The organism is Plantactinospora endophytica (assembly GCF_016862915.1).
GTDB lineage: Bacteria > Actinomycetota > Actinomycetes > Mycobacteriales > Micromonosporaceae > Plantactinospora > Plantactinospora endophytica.
The window spans coordinates 348880-364594 of sequence record NZ_BONW01000028.1; the positions used below are offsets into that span (position 1 = coordinate 348880).

General features: G+C 72.3%; 9 protein-coding genes. 7 read left to right on the plus strand and 2 right to left on the minus strand.

What is annotated here, in order from left to right:
* The first annotated feature begins 359 nt into the window (after positions 1–359).
* The 7 genes from Pen02_RS27455 (at position 360) to Pen02_RS27485 (ending at position 13583) form a co-directional block, all read left to right on the plus strand.
* The gene (locus Pen02_RS27455; RefSeq protein ID WP_203868997.1) at positions 360–1844 is read left to right on the plus strand and encodes an endo-1,4-beta-xylanase; all 1485 of its coding nucleotides are present in this window, start codon (positions 360–362) and stop codon (positions 1842–1844) included.
* A gap of 222 nt (positions 1845–2066) precedes the next feature.
* Positions 2067–3455 carry a glycoside hydrolase family 43 protein gene (locus tag Pen02_RS27460; RefSeq protein WP_239141362.1) on the plus strand — a complete coding sequence of 463 codons (1389 nt, stop codon included), beginning with the start codon at positions 2067–2069 and terminating at the stop codon, positions 3453–3455.
* Between the two features lie 82 nt (positions 3456–3537).
* On the plus strand, positions 3538–5856 hold the full coding sequence (locus Pen02_RS27465; RefSeq protein ID WP_203868998.1) for a beta-L-arabinofuranosidase domain-containing protein: 2319 nt from the start codon (positions 3538–3540) through the stop codon (positions 5854–5856).
* A 117-nt stretch (positions 5857–5973) separates the two neighbouring features.
* Complete coding sequence (locus Pen02_RS27470) at positions 5974–6897, plus strand: ABC transporter ATP-binding protein (protein WP_372445682.1); 924 nt, start codon at positions 5974–5976, stop codon at positions 6895–6897.
* Positions 6894–7598: an ABC transporter ATP-binding protein gene (locus Pen02_RS27475; RefSeq protein WP_203868999.1), complete on the plus strand. Its 705-nt coding sequence runs from the start codon at positions 6894–6896 to the stop codon at positions 7596–7598. Before Pen02_RS27470 ends, Pen02_RS27475 begins: the two co-directional genes overlap by 4 nt.
* Before the next feature lie 16 nt (positions 7599–7614).
* Positions 7615–10809, plus strand: a complete 3195-nt coding sequence (locus Pen02_RS27480) for an FtsX-like permease family protein (RefSeq protein WP_203869000.1) — start codon at positions 7615–7617, stop codon at positions 10807–10809.
* Positions 10806–13583, plus strand: coding sequence for an ABC transporter permease (locus Pen02_RS27485; protein ID WP_203869001.1), 2778 nt, complete (start codon positions 10806–10808; stop codon positions 13581–13583). Before Pen02_RS27480 ends, Pen02_RS27485 begins: the two co-directional genes overlap by 4 nt.
* A gap of 305 nt (positions 13584–13888) precedes the next feature.
* Here the strand turns inward: Pen02_RS27485 and Pen02_RS27490 are convergent, their stop codons facing one another.
* Both Pen02_RS27490 and Pen02_RS27495 read right to left on the minus strand, forming a co-directional pair.
* Entirely contained in the window at positions 13889–14770 is an 882-nt protein-coding gene (locus tag Pen02_RS27490; protein ID WP_203869002.1) for a carbohydrate ABC transporter permease, read from the minus strand.
* On the minus strand, positions 14770–15711 hold the full coding sequence (locus tag Pen02_RS27495) for a carbohydrate ABC transporter permease (protein ID WP_203869003.1): 942 nt from the start codon (positions 15709–15711) through the stop codon (positions 14770–14772). Before Pen02_RS27495 ends, Pen02_RS27490 begins: the two co-directional genes overlap by 1 nt.
* Positions 15712–15715: the final 4 nt, after the last annotated feature.

Below are 15715 nucleotides of genomic sequence, written 5' to 3' on the forward strand. Positions count from 1 at the left end.
CGCCGCGGGCGACGGATCCAGGCCGGATACCGCCCACCCGGCAAGCCGGCTGCTACGCCTCCGGCTTTCGTTTCAAGAATCGGTTGGAACGTTTCGCGCTTCAGTCCTCCTCGTCGCCGTGCGAAAAGTGTTATCGACCGCGCCTATCGAAGGTCCACGGTCGAGTTGACGTTTGTGGCGGTCCGGTTCAACGTATCCACTTCCATCTACCTCTTGAAGGCTGCGAAACATTGTGGCAATCTCCCATACATCGATGTGAGCGCTCGCCGGAGACCTCTCCGTGCAGCCGCCCATCTGGGCATCTACTTACGTGAGCGCTAACACTGCGCCTGATAACGGCAATGGTTAGGGAGGGATCGATGGACGACTTCGGATGCTCGACCAGACCTCCTGGGCAACGGTGGCGGACGAGGGTGGTCTCGTCGCTGCTGATGACCGGAGTGCTCGTGGCCGCTATGGCGATGCAGTTCGCGGCGCCCGCCAACGCCGGCACCACCCTGGGCACCTCGGCGGCGGAGAAGGGTCGCTACTTCGGCGCGGCCATTGCGGCCGGCAGGATGGGTGACAACACGTACCTGACGATCCTGAACCGCGAGTTCAACAGCGTCACCGCGGAAAACGAGATGAAGTGGGACGCGACCGAGCCGCAGCAGGGCCGGTTCACCTACACGAACGCGGATCGGATCGTCAACCACGCCCGGTCGCGCGGAATGACGGTGCGGGGTCACACCCTGCTGTGGCACGCCCAGCAGCCGAGCTGGGCCCAGGGCATGTCCGGCAGCGCGCTGCGCAACGCGGCGATCAACCACGTCACGCAGGTCGCCAGCTACTACCGAGGCAAGATCCACTCGTGGGACGTGGTGAACGAGGCGTTCGCCGACGGTGGCGGCGGCGGGCGGCGGGACTCCAACCTGCAACGTACCGGCAACGACTGGATCGAGGCCGCGTTCCGGGCTGCGGACGCCGCCGACCCGGCCGCCCGGCTCTGCTACAACGACTACAACACCGACGGGATCAACGCGAAGTCCACCGGGATCTACAACATGGTGCGCGACTTCAGGGCCCGTGGCGTACCGATCGACTGCGTCGGCTTCCAGTCCCACCTGAGCAACTCGGTGCCCGGCGACTACCAGGCCAACCTGCAACGCTTCGCCGACCTCGGCGTCGACGTACAGATCACCGAGCTGGACATCTCCGGCGCCAACCAGGCCGCCGTGTACGGCACCGTCACCCGGGCCTGTCTGGCGGTTGCCCGCTGCACCGGCATCACGGTGTGGGGCATCCGCGACACCGACTCCTGGCGCACCGGGCAGAATCCGCTGCTCTTCGACGGCAACGGCAACAAGAAGCCCGCCTACGACGCGGTGCTCGGCGCCCTCAACGGGGGCAGCACCCCCAACCCCGGACAGGTCGACCCGAACGCGTGGTACGTGCTGGTCAACCGGAACAGCGGTAAGGCGCTGGACGTGTACAACCGGGCCACCAACGACGGGGCGCGGATCACCCAGTGGGCGCGCGGCGACGGCGCGTGGCAACAGTGGCAGTTCGTCGATTCCGGCGGCGGCTACTACCGGCTCAGGTCGCGGCACTCCGGCAAGGTGCTGGACGTGCAGAACGCCTCCACCGCCGACGGCGCCGCGATCGTGCAGTGGACCGACCACAACGGAGCGAACCAGCAGTTCCGGCTTGCCGACTCGGCCGGCGGCTACGTCCGGCTGGTCAACCGCAACAGCAACAAGGTCCTGGAGGTCCAGGGCGCGGCCACCAACGACGGCGCCAACATCGTGCAGTACGCCGACTGGGGCGGCAACAACCAGCAGTGGCAGCTGGCCCGCGTCGGCTGACCCGGTACCGACCCCGCCGGCCAGCCGGTCGGCGCGGGGCGACCGGCGGAGCGCAGGTTTCAGGCACGCATCCGGCAGCGGCATTCACGCCGACATGTTCGCTGCCCGCGTGACCTGGGAGGGCCGGCGCGGAGAGGGCAAGCTCCGCGCCGGCCCGGCCGGCGACCACCACCACGACGAGGAATCCGGCCGCGACCGGGCCGGTGCCCTGAGGAGGAAACCATGAGATCCGCAATGTTCGACCGAGCCGCGGCCCGGCGGGGCCTCGCCTGGATGTCCGCGCTGCTCTGTCTCGTGGTGTTGATGCCCGCCGGAGCGGCCCGGGCGGACAACCCCATCGTGCAGACCATCTACACGGCCGACCCGGCCCCACTGGTGCACAACGGCCGGGTGTACCTCTACACCGGTCACGACGAGGACGGCTCGACCTACTTCACCATGCGGGAGTGGCGGGTCTGGTCCTCGGCGGACATGGTGAACTGGACCGACCACGGCTCGCCGATGAGTCTGGCCACCTTCAGTTGGGCCAGCGCCGACGCCTGGGCCGGGCACACCATCTACCGCAACGGCAGGTTCTACTGGTACGTGCCGGTCAAGAACCGGGCGACCGGCAGGATGGCCATCGGGGTCGGGGTGTCGGAGAGCCCCACCGGGCCGTTCCGGGACGCGCTCGGCCGCCCGCTTGTGGAGAACGGCGAGATCGACCCGGCCGCCTTCATCGACGACAACGGGCAGGCGTACCTCTACTGGGGCAACCCGAACCTGTGGTACGTGCGGTTGAACGCCGACATGATCTCGTTCTCCGGCGGTCCGACCCAGATCCCGTTGACCACTGCGGGGTTCGGCGCCCGGAGCGGGAACACGAGCCGGCCGACCCTGTACGAGGAGGGTCCCTGGGTCTTCAAGCGCAACGGCGTCTACTACAACGTGTTCGCGGCGGAATGCTGCTCGGAGTTCATCGGCTACTCGACGGCGTCCGGGCCGACCGGACCGTGGACCTACCGAGGGACGATCATGCCCCGGCAGGGCGGCAGCTTCACCAACCACGCCGGCATCGTCGACTTCAACGGCGGGTCGTACTTCTTCTACCACAACGGCGCTCTGCCCGGCGGCGGCGGCTTCACCCGGTCCGTGGCGGTGGAGAAGTTCAGCTACAACGCCGACGGCTCGTTCCCGACGATCAACATGACCTCGGCCGGAGCCCCGCAGGTCGGCACCCTGAACCCGTACGTCCGCCAGGAGGGCGAGACGATCGCCTGGGGGAGCGGGGTGGAGACCGAGCCGTCCAGTGCCGGCGGGATGAACGTCGGCTGGATCGAGAACGGCGACTCGATCAAGGTCAAGGGCGTGGCCTTCGGCGCCGGTGCGGCCTCGTTCAGCGCCCGGGTGGCCTCGGCGACCAGCGGTGGTCGCGTCGAGGTCCGGCTCGGCAGCGCGACCGGAACCCTGGTGGGCACCTGCACCGTCTCGGGTACCGGCGGTTGGCAGACCTGGGCGACCGTCACCTGCCCGGTCAACGGCGTCAGCGGCACCCAGGACCTGTACCTGCGGTTCGGCGGCGGCAGCGGTTATCTGCTGAACCTCGACTGGTGGCAGTTCACCGCACGCTAGTCACCCAGCCCTCGACCCGGTGCCGACCGGCCGGTTCACGCAACGCCCGCGCAGCACCCCGACAACGGAATGGAGTTCCAGGATGTCATCCTTCGTCAGCCGGCGGCGGCTGCTACAGGGCGCCGGTGCCGTGGTGGCCGTCTCCGCCGCCGGTGCCGTTCTCGGACGCCAACCCGCCCAGGCGGCGATAGCACCGGCCAGGCCCGACATCGGAGTCTCCGCGTACGCCTTCGATCTCGGCCAGGTACGGCTCTCCGCGAGCCGGTGGCTGGACAACCAGAACCGTACGGTGACCTACCTGCGGTTCGTCGACGTGAACCGGCTGCTGTACAACTTCCGGGCCAACCACCGGCTGTCCACCAACGGGGCCGCCGCCAACGGTGGCTGGGACGCGCCGACGTTTCCGTTCCGCACGCACGTCCAGGGGCACTTCCTGACCGCCTGGGCGCAGGTCCACGCGGTGACCGGTGACACCGTCTGCCGGGACAAGGCGAACAGCATGGTGGCGGAGCTGGCGAAGTGCCAGGCCAACAACGGCGCCGCCGGCTTCAACACCGGCTACCTCTCCGGCTTTCCGGAGTCGGAGTTCACCGCGCTTGAGGCGCGGACCCTCAGCAACGGCAACGTGCCCTACTACGCCATCCACAAGACCCTGACCGGCCTGCTCGACGTCTGGCGCTACCTCGGCAGCACGCAGGCCCGCGACGTGCTGTTGCGCCTGGCGGGCTGGGTCGACTGGCGGACCGCTCGACTCAGCGGCCAGCAGATGCAGGCCATGCTCGGCACGGAGTTCGGCGGCATGACCGCCGTGCTGACCGACCTGTACCAGTACACCGGGGACGCGCGGTGGCTCACCGCCGCCCAGCGGTTCGACCACGCCGCGGTGCTGGATCCGCTGGCGGCCAACCAGGACCGGCTCAACGGGCTGCACGCCAACACGCAGGTGCCGAAGTGGATCGGCGCGGTACGGGAGTACAAGGCCACCGGCTCGACCCGCTACCGGGACATCGCCAGCAACGCCTGGAACATCTGCGTCAACGCGCACACGTACGTCATCGGCGGCAACAGCCAGGCCGAGCACTTCCGGCCAGCCAACGCCATCGCCGGCTACCTCAACCGGGACACCTGCGAGAGCTGCAACACCTTCAACATGCTCCGGCTCACCCGGGAGCTGATCATGCTGGACCCGAACCGGGTGGCGCTGGCCGACTACTACGAGCAGGCCTGGCTCAACCACATGATCGGCCAGCAGAATCCCGCCGACGGGCACGGGCACGTCACGTACTTCACCCCGCTCAACCCGGGCGGCCGGCGCGGCGTGGGGCCGGCCTGGGGCGGCGGAACCTGGAGCACCGACTACAACAGCTTCTGGTGCTGCCAGGGCACCGGGCTGGAGATGCACACCCAGCTGATGGACTCGATCTATTTCCACAGCGGCAGCACGCTGATCGTCAACATGTTCCTGCCCTCGGTGCTCGACTGGGCACAACGCGGCATCACGGTCACCCAGACCACCTCGTACCCGGTCGGCGACACCACGACCTTGCAGGTCACCGGCAACGTCAGCGGTAGCTGGTCGATGCGTGTCCGGGTGCCGAGCTGGACCAGCGGGGCCACCGTCAGCGTCAACGGGGTGGTGCAGAACGTCGGCGCCACCCCCGGCAGCTACGCCACCCTGACCCGCTCGTGGACCTCCGGCGACACCGTCACCGTCCGCCTGCCGATGCGGGTCGTGACGAGAGCGGCGAACGACAACGCGAACGTCGCCGCGGTCACCTACGGCCCGGTGGTGCTCTCCGGGAACTACGGCAACAGCTCACTGAGCGCCCTGCCCGCGCTGAACCCCTCGTCGATCACCCGTACCGGCAGCGGCTCACTCGCGTTCACCGCCACCTCCGGCGGCAGCACCGTCAACCTCGGTCCCTTCTACGACGCGCACGGGCACAACTACACGGTCTACTGGAACGTCGGGGGTGGCCAGAGCGGCGGTACGGTCCGGCTGGCCAACGCGGCGAGCGGTCTCGTCCTCGGCATCGAGAACATGTCGACGGCCGACGGCGGTCGCGCCCTCCAGTGGCACGACTCGGGTACCGCGGACCACAACTGGGAGATGGTCGCCGACGGCAACGCGGTCCGGTTCCGCAACGCCAACAGTGGCAAGGTGCTCGGGGTGCAGGACATGTCCACCGCCGACAACGCCACCGTCCTGCAGTGGTCCGACAATGGCACCGCCGACCACCGCTGGACGCTGCTCGACCAGGGCGACGGTACGTACAAGATCCGTAACGTGCACAGCGGGAAGCTGCTCGGCATCCAGAACAACTCCACCGCCGTCGGCGCCTTCGCCGTGCAGGACTCGGAGAACGGCACCGCCGACAACCGCTGGCGCATCGTGCGCTGACGATCGGAGAGTCGACGATCCGGCCGACGGCCGGCACCGGACCGGGTGCCGGCCGTTGACGGTCCAGATCACGCTTACTAAAGTCTGCGCGACGCGGGCCGAAGGAGAGGTACCACCATCACACCGCTGACTCTCCCGCCGCCACGGCGAGCACCGGAGTTCGGCCGGGACGCGTTGATCGTCTGCGAGAGCCTGGTCCGGATCTACCAGACCGGGTCGATCGAGGTGCAGGCGCTACAGGGGTTGGACCTGGTCGTGGAGAGTGGCGAGATGCTCGCCGTCGTCGGGGCGTCCGGGTCGGGCAAGTCGACGCTGCTCGGCATCCTCGCCGGAATCGACGCCCCCACCGCCGGGCGGGCCCGCGTCGACCGGTGGGACCTGCTGGCGATGTCCCGGGCCGACCGCGTCCGGTACCGTCGGCACACCGTCGGGTTCGTCCGGCAGCAGAGCACGAGCAATCTCGTGCCGTACCTGACCGCGCGGCAGATGGTCGACCTGCCGATGACCGCGGCCCGCACCCCGGCCCGTACCCGCCGGACCCGTGTCGCCGAACTGCTGGACGCCCTGGGCGTCGCCGACTGCGCCGACCGGCGGCCCGGGCAGATGTCGGGCGGGCAGCAGATGCGGGTGGCGGTCGCGGTGGCCCTCGCCAACGAGCCCCGGGTGCTGCTGGCCGACGAGCCGACCGGCGAGCTGGACACCGCCACCTCGGCGGAGCTCTTCGGTGCGCTGCGGGACGTAAACCGGCAGCTCGGCGTCACCGTCGTCGTGGTCACCCACGACCCGGAGGTCAGCGGCAAGGTCGAGCGCACGGTGGCGATCCGGGACGGGCGTACCAGCAGCGAGGTACTGCGCCGGGCGGGAACCGGTGCCGACGGCGACACGGCGGTGGTCGCCGAGGAGTACGCCGTGATGGACCGCGCCGGGCGGGTCCAGGTGCCCCGCGAGTACCGCGAGGCGCTGGCGCTGACCAGACGGGTCCGGCTGGCACTGGAAGCCGACCACGTCACGATCCGGCCGGACCTCGGAGACCGCGGGTGAGCACCGTCCCACTGCTCTCGGTACGCGGCGTCGAGCGACGCTTCGGCGTCGGGCCGACGGCGGTGCACGCACTGCGGGACGTGTCGTTCGACGTCCAGGGCGGCACGATGGTCGCCCTGGTCGGCCGCTCCGGCTCCGGCAAGACCACCCTGCTCAACGTCGTCGGCGGTCTGGACCGGCCGGACGCCGGCACCGTCGTCGTCGACGGCACCGACGTCACGGCCCTCGACGAGGACGGGCTCTCCCGGCTCCGACGGGCGACGGTCGGCTACGTGTTCCAGACGTTCGGGCTGATCCCGGTGTTGTCGGCGGCGGAGAACGTCGGCGCGCCGCTGCGGCTGGCCCGTACCCCGGCAGCGGAGCGCGAACGCCGGGTCGAGCTGCTGTTGGAGCTGGTGGGGCTGGCCGACCATGCCCAGCAGCGTCCCGCCGAACTCTCCGGCGGCCAGCAGCAGCGGGTGGCGATCGCCCGCGCCCTGGCCGCCTCCCCCCGGCTGTTGATCGCCGACGAGCCGACCGGGCAGCTCGACGCCGAGACGGGGCTGTCGGTGATGTCGTTGCTGCGCGGAGTGGTGGAGTCCGAGGGCGTCACGGTGCTGGTCGCCACGCACGACCCGGTGATGATGGCGCTGGCGGAGCGGGTGATCCGGATCCAGGACGGCCGGCTCGACGCCGAGCCTGCCGGGTCGGCGCCCGGATGACCGGCCGGAGCGGCGGGTGCTGAGACTGCTCGGTCGTCGCGCACGCGCGCAGTGGCCGCTGCTCGGGGCGCTGCTGGCGGTCGTCGCGCTCGGTGCGACCCTGCTCGGCACCTGCGCCCTGCTGGTGACCAGCACCGCCGACCGGGCGTACGAGGTCGCCGCCGCCCGGGCCGCCCCCGACGACGTCAGGGTCACCGCCTACACCGTCACGGTGCCCAGCGCCCACGCCAGGTCGGTGGCGGCCGACACCCGCGAACTGCTGACCTCGACCCTCGCCCCGTTTCCGACGACGACGGCCACCCGGGCGTCGTCCGCGCTGCGTACGCTGCCCGAGGAGCTGGCCGGCCGGACCGGGATGCCGACCGAGACGTACCTGTCGGCAATGGACGACCTGCCGACCCGTGCCGCACTGGTCGACGGGCGCTGGCCACGGGCGGCGGCCGGGGGCGGGGACGCGCCGCTGGAGGCCGTCCTGCTCGAACCCACCGCGCGGCTGCTCCGGCTCACCCTCGGCAGCCGGGTCCGGCTCGGCGCGGAGCTGCACAGCGATCCGGCTCCGGCGGTCGAGGTGACCGTCGTCGGCGTCGTACGCCCGCTGCCCGGCACCGGCTGGGACCGCGACCCGCTCGGCGGCGCCGGCTACGACCTCGCCTTCAGCGACGGGCGCCAGCCGCAGCTGGTGCACGCCTACGGTCCGGTCGTCGTCGACCTCGCCGACCTGCTCTCCGGCCGGCACACCGTCGACCGGATGGAACTCACCGCCCAGCCCGACCTCTCCGCCGCCGGCCGTGCCGACCTGGAGGCGGTCGCCGGGAGCGTCCAGGGTGCCGACCGCCGGCTGGCCGGGATCCTCGGTGACCGGGTGCGGATCGAGAACCTGGACTCGCCGCTGCCGCAGACCCTGCGCACCGCCCGCGACCAGCAGCGGGTCACCGCCGCCACGGTGCTCGCCGTCGCGTTGCTCGGCGGTGTCCTCACCGCGACCGCCCTGGCGCTGGCCAGCCGGCTCACCGCCGGGGTACGGGCCGACGAGACCGGTCTGCTGGCGGCGCTGGGCTTCAGCCGTAACCGGCTCGCCGCCGGGGCGGCCGTCGAGGCCGGTACGCTCGCGCTGCTCGCCGCCGCGCTCGCGGTACCCGCCTCGTCCCTGCTGCATGCCGGCCTGACCCGGATACCGCCGCTGTCGGCCGCCGGGCTGGCCGGCCCACCGGCGGTGACCACCACCCAGGTGCTCGTCGTGATCGGCGCGGTGCTGGTGCTCGCCGTGGTGCTGGTACTCCTCGCGGCACGACCCGTCGCCCCGGCCACCGACCGACGCGACCCGCGCGCCCTGCTCGCCCGGTCCGGCGCCGACGTGCTGCTCGTGGCGTTCGCCGGGGTCGGCCTCTGGCAGTTGCACGCCCAGGCCAGCGGTGCCGACGCCCGGGTCGACGTCGTCCGGGTGCTCGCGCCCACGCTGCTGCTGGTCGCCGGGGTCGCGCTGGTGCTGCGCATGGTGCCGCTGGCGCTGCACGGCGCCGAGCGGCTCGTCCGCCGCGCCCGGGGACTGGCGCTGCCGCTGGCCGTCTTCGAGGCCGCCCGCCGCCCCCGGGCGGTCGCCGCGGGCCTGCTGGTCGGGCTGGCCTGTAGTGCCGCCACCTTCGGGATCGCCTTCGGCGCCACCTGGGAACGTTCGCAGCACGACCAGGCCGGCCTGTCGGTCGGCACCGACCTGGCGATCGTGCTGACCACCCCGCCGGTCGCCGGGCAGGGCGTGACGGTCGGTGCGGCGACCGGCGGGACGGTGAGCCCGGCCGCCGGGCGCGGCATCGCCATCGGCCAGTGGCTCGGCACCGCCGGTGACGCGCCCCGGCTGGTGGCGCTGGACACCAGCCGGGCAGAGGCGCTGTTGCGGGGGCGGCTGGACGGCGACCGGAGCTGGGCGGAGGTGGGCGGCGCGTTGGCGCCGTCGTCCCGGGTCGTCGGGGTCGCCGTTCCGGCCCGAAGTGCGCTCACCCTCTCCGGTACGGCGACCGGCGAAACTCCGCTGGTGGTGACGCCGAGGGTACTGGTGCAGGACGCCACGGGGCTGAGGACGACCTGCACCGCCCCGCCCGTGCCACTGGACGGAGCGGTGCACCGGCTGCCGGAGTGCGTACCGGCCGAGGGGTTGGAGATCGTCGCGGTCTCGCTGCCGATCGCGGCCGACCCGGCGGCCGGACCGCCCGGTCCCGGTCGCAGCGAGGTCGCCGTGACGCTGGACGCGCCGGGGGCGGTGCTGCCCGCCGGTGCGCCGCCGTGGACGGCCACCTCCGCTCCGCCGGCACCCGGGCAGCTCACCGGCTCGGCGGTCGCGCTGGCCGGCACCGCCTCCGGTGCCCGGCTGAACATGACGACGACCGTGCAGCTCGCCGGTCCCGAGGCCGCCGCCCGCAACCTCGTCGCGACCGCGTTCCCCGTCCCCGAGGCGGTGCCGGTGGCGGTCTCGGCCCGCCTCCTCGACGAACTCGGGACGCGGCGCGGCGCCAACCTCAGCATCTCGGTCGGCGCCACCGCCGTTCCCGTCGTCGTGGCCGAGGTGGTGCCGGAGGTTCCGTCCGCACCCGGCTCGGTCGCCGTCCTGGCCGACCTGGACGCCATCTCCCGCGCGCTGGTGGTCGCCGGCAACCTGGAGTACCCCGTCGACGGCTGGTGGGTCGGCCGTCCCGCCCGGTCGGACGCCGTCGCACGGGTCGCCGCCCTGCACGTCGGCACGACCACCACCCGGGCCGGCGAGGCCGAGCGGCTGCGCGGCGGGCCGCTGCGCGCCGGCCTGCCGGCCGCGCTCCGGCTGCTCGTTCCGGCCGCCGTACTGCTGCTGGTCGCCGGCACCGTCCTGCACGTCCTGGTGGACCTGCGGGCCCGTGCCGTCGAGGTGGCCCGGCTGCGCGGGTTGGGGATGACCCGGCGGGAGGTCCGGCAGGTGCTCTTCGGCCAGTACGCCGGCCTGCTGCTGTCGCTGGTCCTCGCGGGTACGGCCGTCGGCGCGCTCGCCACCGGCGTCGTCGCGCCGCCGCTGATCCGGTCGGACCTCGGCGCCGCGCCGGTCCCGCCCGTCGTACCGCACTGGCCGTGGGCGGCCGAGGCGGCGCTCTGTGCCCTGCTGGTGGCCGGTTGCCTGCTGGCGGTGGCGGTCGTGGTCACCGTCCGGACCCGCCGCGCCGACGCCGGGTACCTGCGGGTGAGCGGATGATCCGGCTGCCGTGGCCGGCGGTGCACTGGCCGACCGTCCGCGCCCGCCCCCGGGCCGATGCCGGTCCGCTGCTGCTGACCGCCGTCGTCGTCGCCGTCGTGGTGCTCTTCGCCGGTGCCGTACCGCCGCTGATGCGGGCCACCGCCGACCAGGCCGTGCGGGACGCGGTACGCCAGGCGGCCGAGGACGCCACGGTCCGGGTACACGCCCGCTGGGAGCCGGACGACGGGCCGTACGGCGGTCGGGTGCGTGACCCGTATCTCGCCGAGACCGTCAGCGACCTGCGGGGGATGGCCGGGGACGAACTCGATCCGGACCTGCGGGCGGTGCTGCGCCCACCCATCGCCACCGTCACCAGCAGCACACTCAAGATCACCGACGGCGGCATCCAGCGCACCTTCCAGCTCGGCTACCTCGGCAACGATCCGGCGGCCGGTGGGGGACCGGGGGTGACCTGGCTCGCGGGTGGCGCCCCCCGTCCAGCCGTACCGGAGGCGGAGAGCCGGATTGAGGTGCCGTACGGCGCTCCGCCCTGGCCGGTGCAGGTCGGGCTCGCCAAGCCGGTGGCGGACACGCTCAATCTCGGTCCGGGGGACCGCATCCCCCTGGTGGACCAGCGCAGGCGAACGAAACACGTCGTGGTCAGTGGCGTCTTCGCGCCGACGGACCGCGACGATCCGGCCTGGCGGCTCGCGCCCTGGCTGCTGGAGCCCGTCGCCGGTGTGGACGGGGTGGGCAGTACCCGGTTCGCCGGGCTGCTCTCCGCGGACTCCCTGCCGGACGCCCGGCTCGCCTTCGCCGACGAGGAGTTGGACCGGACCGTCTGGTTCGCGCTCGACCCCGAGGTGCTCACCCGGGACTCCGCGGAGTCCGTCGCCGCGAACGTGGTCGCCCTGAAAGCGGCCTCGGCCTCATCCGGCGTCCGGGACAGCTCCCTGCGCTGGGAGACCCGGCTCGACGCCGTGCTCCGGGACGTGCGGACCCGGATCGCTGCCGCGAACGCGCAGGCGTCCGTGCTGCTCGTCGGGGTGCTGACCGTCGCGATCCTGGTGCTGCTGCTCGCCGCCGACCTGTTGGTCCGGCGCCGGGCAATGGCGTTGACGGCCGCCCGGCAGCGCGGCGCCACCCTGCCGGACCTCGCCACGGAACTGCTGGTCGAGTCCGTGGCGCTGGCGCTGCTGGCCGGCGCGGCCGGGCTCGGGCTGGTGGTCGCGGTCGCATCCGGCATCTCCTGGCGCTGGGCGGCGCCGGTGATCCTCGCCGCGGCCGTCGCCACTCCGGTGCTCGGCACGCTCACCGCCGCCCGGGCCACCCGGGACCGCCGGGTTCCGGCCAACCGGACCGCACGTCGGTGGGTCCGCCGCACCGGGCAGCTACGCCGGGCCACCCTGGAGGTCGCGGTCCTGGCCGGGGCGGTGGCCGCCTTCACCACGCTGCACCAGCGCGGAATCCTGCCGCCCGCGTCCACCGCGCCGACCGGTCCGGGACCGGGCGAGGACGGCGGCGCGACCCTGCCGGCGAGCGCCCCCGCCCTCGGCGCGCTCGTCGGCGCGCTGCTCCTGCTGCGGCTGCTGCCGCTCGGCACCGGCCTGGTGCTGCGGCGATCGCTGCGCTCCCGCCGCCCGCTCGCGGTCTTCGGCGCGGCCCGGGCGGCCGTGACGTCGGCGCGGGTGCTGCCAGTGCTCGTCCTGGTGACCTCCGTCGCGCTGGCCTCGTTCGCGTTCACGCTGCGGGCCACCGCCGTGCAGGGCCTCGCCGAGGGCGCCTGGCGTACGGTCGGCGCCGACGCCCGGCTCGACGTCAACCTCGCCGACGCCGCTGCCACCACCGCCCTCGCCGAACGCGTCGCCGCCGCACCGGGGGTGCGGCAGGTGGTCACCGCCCAGGTGACCGACAACGCGCGGCTCGTCGCCGATTCGACGCTGGTCACCCCCCGCCTGGTGATCGTGGACGCGAGGGCGTTCGCGCGGCTGCTGGCCGCCACGCCACTGCCGGACGGGCCGCAGTTCGACCGGCTCGCGGTGACCGGCGGTGCCGGCGGCGCGGTCCCGGCACTGGTGCGCTCCGCCGACGGCGGGCTCCGGCCCGGTACCCGGTTGGAGCTGCGCCGGGCGGACGGCCCGGCCGTCCAGCTCGCGGTGGTCGGTACGGCGCCTCCGGTCGGCGACGCGGACGACGTGGTCGTGGTCGACGCCGCCGCCGTCGCCGCCGCCGGGGTGCCGGTCGTGCCGAACACGGTCTGGGTGACGGGTCCCGGCGCGGGGCGGGCCGTCGCCGACCGCACGCTCGGGGCCGACGTCCTGGACCGCGAGGAGGTACTGGCGCAGCGCCGCACCGCGCCGCTCTCCCTGGGGCTGCTGCGGCTCTGGTGGGCCTCGATCACGATGCTGCTGGCCATGGGTCTGCTCGGCCTGGCGCTCGGCGCGGCGGCGAGCGCGGCGCAGCGCTGGCAGACGCTGACCCGGCTGCGCACGCTCGGCCTGCGTCCGGTGGACGCCCGCCGGGTGGCTGTCGGCGAACTGCTGCCGCCGGTGCTCGTCGCCGCGGTGGGCGGTCCGCTGCTCGGCGTGCTGCTCGCGGCCCTGACCCTCGGCCCGCTCGCGTTGCGGCTGCTCACCGGGCAGGCCGTCGACCCCACTGCGGTGCTGCCGTGGTGGCAGCTCGGAGTGCTTGCCGTCGCCCCGCTGGCGGCGGTCGTCGTCGTGGTACGGGTCGAGCTCGCGGCACGGCGGCACCGGCGGCTGGGCGAGGTGCTCCGGGCGGGGGAGGGATAGCCGCCCGAGCCGCCCTGGGTAGGCGAGTCCGGCCCCCGGGCGGTCCCTCGGCAGATTCCGGCCCGGGACGACCGCCGCCGTGCCGGACGGCCAGGGGGCTGCCGGGATCAGCGCCCACCCTGGCCGTACGGTCGACGACGGCCGTGCGTCGGCTACCGGGGCGGTCGGTTCCGTCGGGGCGCCGGTCAGGCTATCGGGGTCACGGCGGTGGCGGGTACGACCGGCACCTCCCGCCATCGGAGTTGCTGCCGCACCCGCAACTGCCTGGCCGCCCACCTCGGACGCGGATCGACGGCGGCGCCGTCCTACCGGAGGCCGCCGACGGACAACCCGCCCCGCCAGTACCGCTGGAGGCCGAAGAACGCGACGATGAGCGGGATCACCGACACCAGCGCGCCCAGGATGATGAGGCTCCAGAGTGACGTGCTGCCCGAGTTGTTCGCGGAGGCGACTCCCTGCCAGAGGCCGAGTCCGACCGTGACCGGAAAGAGGCGGTTGTCGGAGAGCATGGCCAGCGGCAGGAAGTAGTTGTTCCACGACGCCACCGCCGACAGCAGCAACACGGTCACCACCGCAGGCCGCATCAGCGGCAGGGCGACCTGGAGGAACGTACGCACCTCTCCGGCGCCGTCGACCCGGGCGGCGTCCAGGATCTCGTCCGGGACCGCGTCGCGCGCGTAGACGTGCATCAGGTAGACCCCGAACGGATTGAGCAGGGAGGGGAGGATGACCGCCCAGATCGTGTTCGTCAGGCCGAGCCGGGAGAACATGATGAAGGTCGGGATGACCAGGGCGGTGGCGGGCACCATCAACGCGCCGAGTACGACCGCGAAGCTGAAGCGCCTGGCGGCGAAGCGGTACTTGGCGAATCCGTAGCCGGCCATCACGGCCAGGACGGTGGCACCGACCCCACCGGCGAGGGCGTACAGCGTGGAGTTGAGAATCCACCTGGCGTAGATGCCGCCGTCGTAGGTGAAGAGTTGCTGGAGGTTGCCCAGGTAGTCGACCTGGTCTCCGAACCAGAGGGTGTTGCCGCCGCCGAACAGGCCCGGGGCGTCCTTGGAGCTGTTGACGACGACCCACCAGAACGGGACGAGGAAGTAGACCACCAGGAAACCGAGGAGGATCTGTAGCGGAAGGTGGCGCTGCGGCCGGCGGTGGGCGTGGGCGTGGGTACGGTCGGCCATCAGAGGAAGCTCCTCCGCTTGCGGGTGAAGAACAGGAAGGCGTACACGCAGACGAAGACGACTCCGCCGAGCGCGAAGGAGATCGCCGACCCGTAGTTGAAGTTGGCGAGTGAGAACGCCTGCTGGTAGGCGTACATGTTGGGGGTGAAGTCCGCACCGATCGTCCCGGCGGCGAGGTAGCGCAGGATCTGCGGTTCGTTGAAGAACTGCAGGGTGCCGATGAGTGAGAAGACCAGGATCAGGATCAGCGCCGGGGTGATCAGCGGGATCTTGATCCGGACCGCGACCTGCCACCGTCCGGCGCCGTCCATCCGGGCGGCCTCGTAGAGCGTCGGATCGATGCCCTGTAGCGCCGCGTACAGGATGATCATGTAATAGCCGGCCCACTGCCAGGTGACGATGTTGAGCAGGCCGTAGAAGATCAGGTTGCTGCCGAGGAAGTCGGGCGCGGTCGCGCCGAACAGGCCGAAGACGTCGGTGAGCGGCCCGAAGCTCCTGCTGTAGAGGAAGCCCCACATCACCGCCCCGATCACGGTCGGGATCGCGTAGGGGAGGAAGATCATGAGGCGGGAGAAGCGGGTGAACAGGGATGTCACCGCGTCCAGGATGAGGGCCATCGCGAGCGCGACGACGATCTGCAGCGGAATGGCGACGAGCGCGAAGCGGATGACGAACCACGATCCGGACAGGAAGCTCGGGTCGGTGAACGCCTTCGTGTAGTTGTCGAGGAAGACGAAGCTGGTGCCGCCGACCAGCTTCTTCTGGAAGAGACTGAGGTAGAGCGCGTACCCCAGGGGTGCGACGAGGAACGCGAGGAAGACGATCCCGAACGGCCCGACGAAGAGCCACCCCATCCGGTGCTCGCGGCGGTTCCTCTTGCTGCGGATCTGGTGCGTCTTCTTCTCGGCGCGCGGTGCGGGCGCCTCGGTAAGCAGGGTCATCTTG

What these genes read in the sequence shown, in the direction of transcription:
- Pen02_RS27495 (WP_203869003.1), bottom strand. Translation starts at nt 15,711, where the DNA reads ATGACCCTGCTTACCGAGGCGCCCGCACCGCGCGCCGAGAAGAAGACG.
- Pen02_RS27490 (WP_203869002.1), bottom strand. Translation starts at nt 14,770, where the DNA reads ATGGCCGACCGTACCCACGCCCACGCCCACCGCCGGCCGCAGCGCCAC.
- Pen02_RS27455 (WP_203868997.1), top strand. Translation starts at nt 360, where the DNA reads ATGGACGACTTCGGATGCTCGACCAGACCTCCTGGGCAACGGTGGCGG.
- Pen02_RS27465 (WP_203868998.1), top strand. Translation starts at nt 3,538, where the DNA reads ATGTCATCCTTCGTCAGCCGGCGGCGGCTGCTACAGGGCGCCGGTGCC.
- Pen02_RS27485 (WP_203869001.1), top strand. Translation starts at nt 10,806, where the DNA reads ATGATCCGGCTGCCGTGGCCGGCGGTGCACTGGCCGACCGTCCGCGCC.
- Pen02_RS27460 (WP_239141362.1), top strand. Translation starts at nt 2,067, where the DNA reads ATGAGATCCGCAATGTTCGACCGAGCCGCGGCCCGGCGGGGCCTCGCC.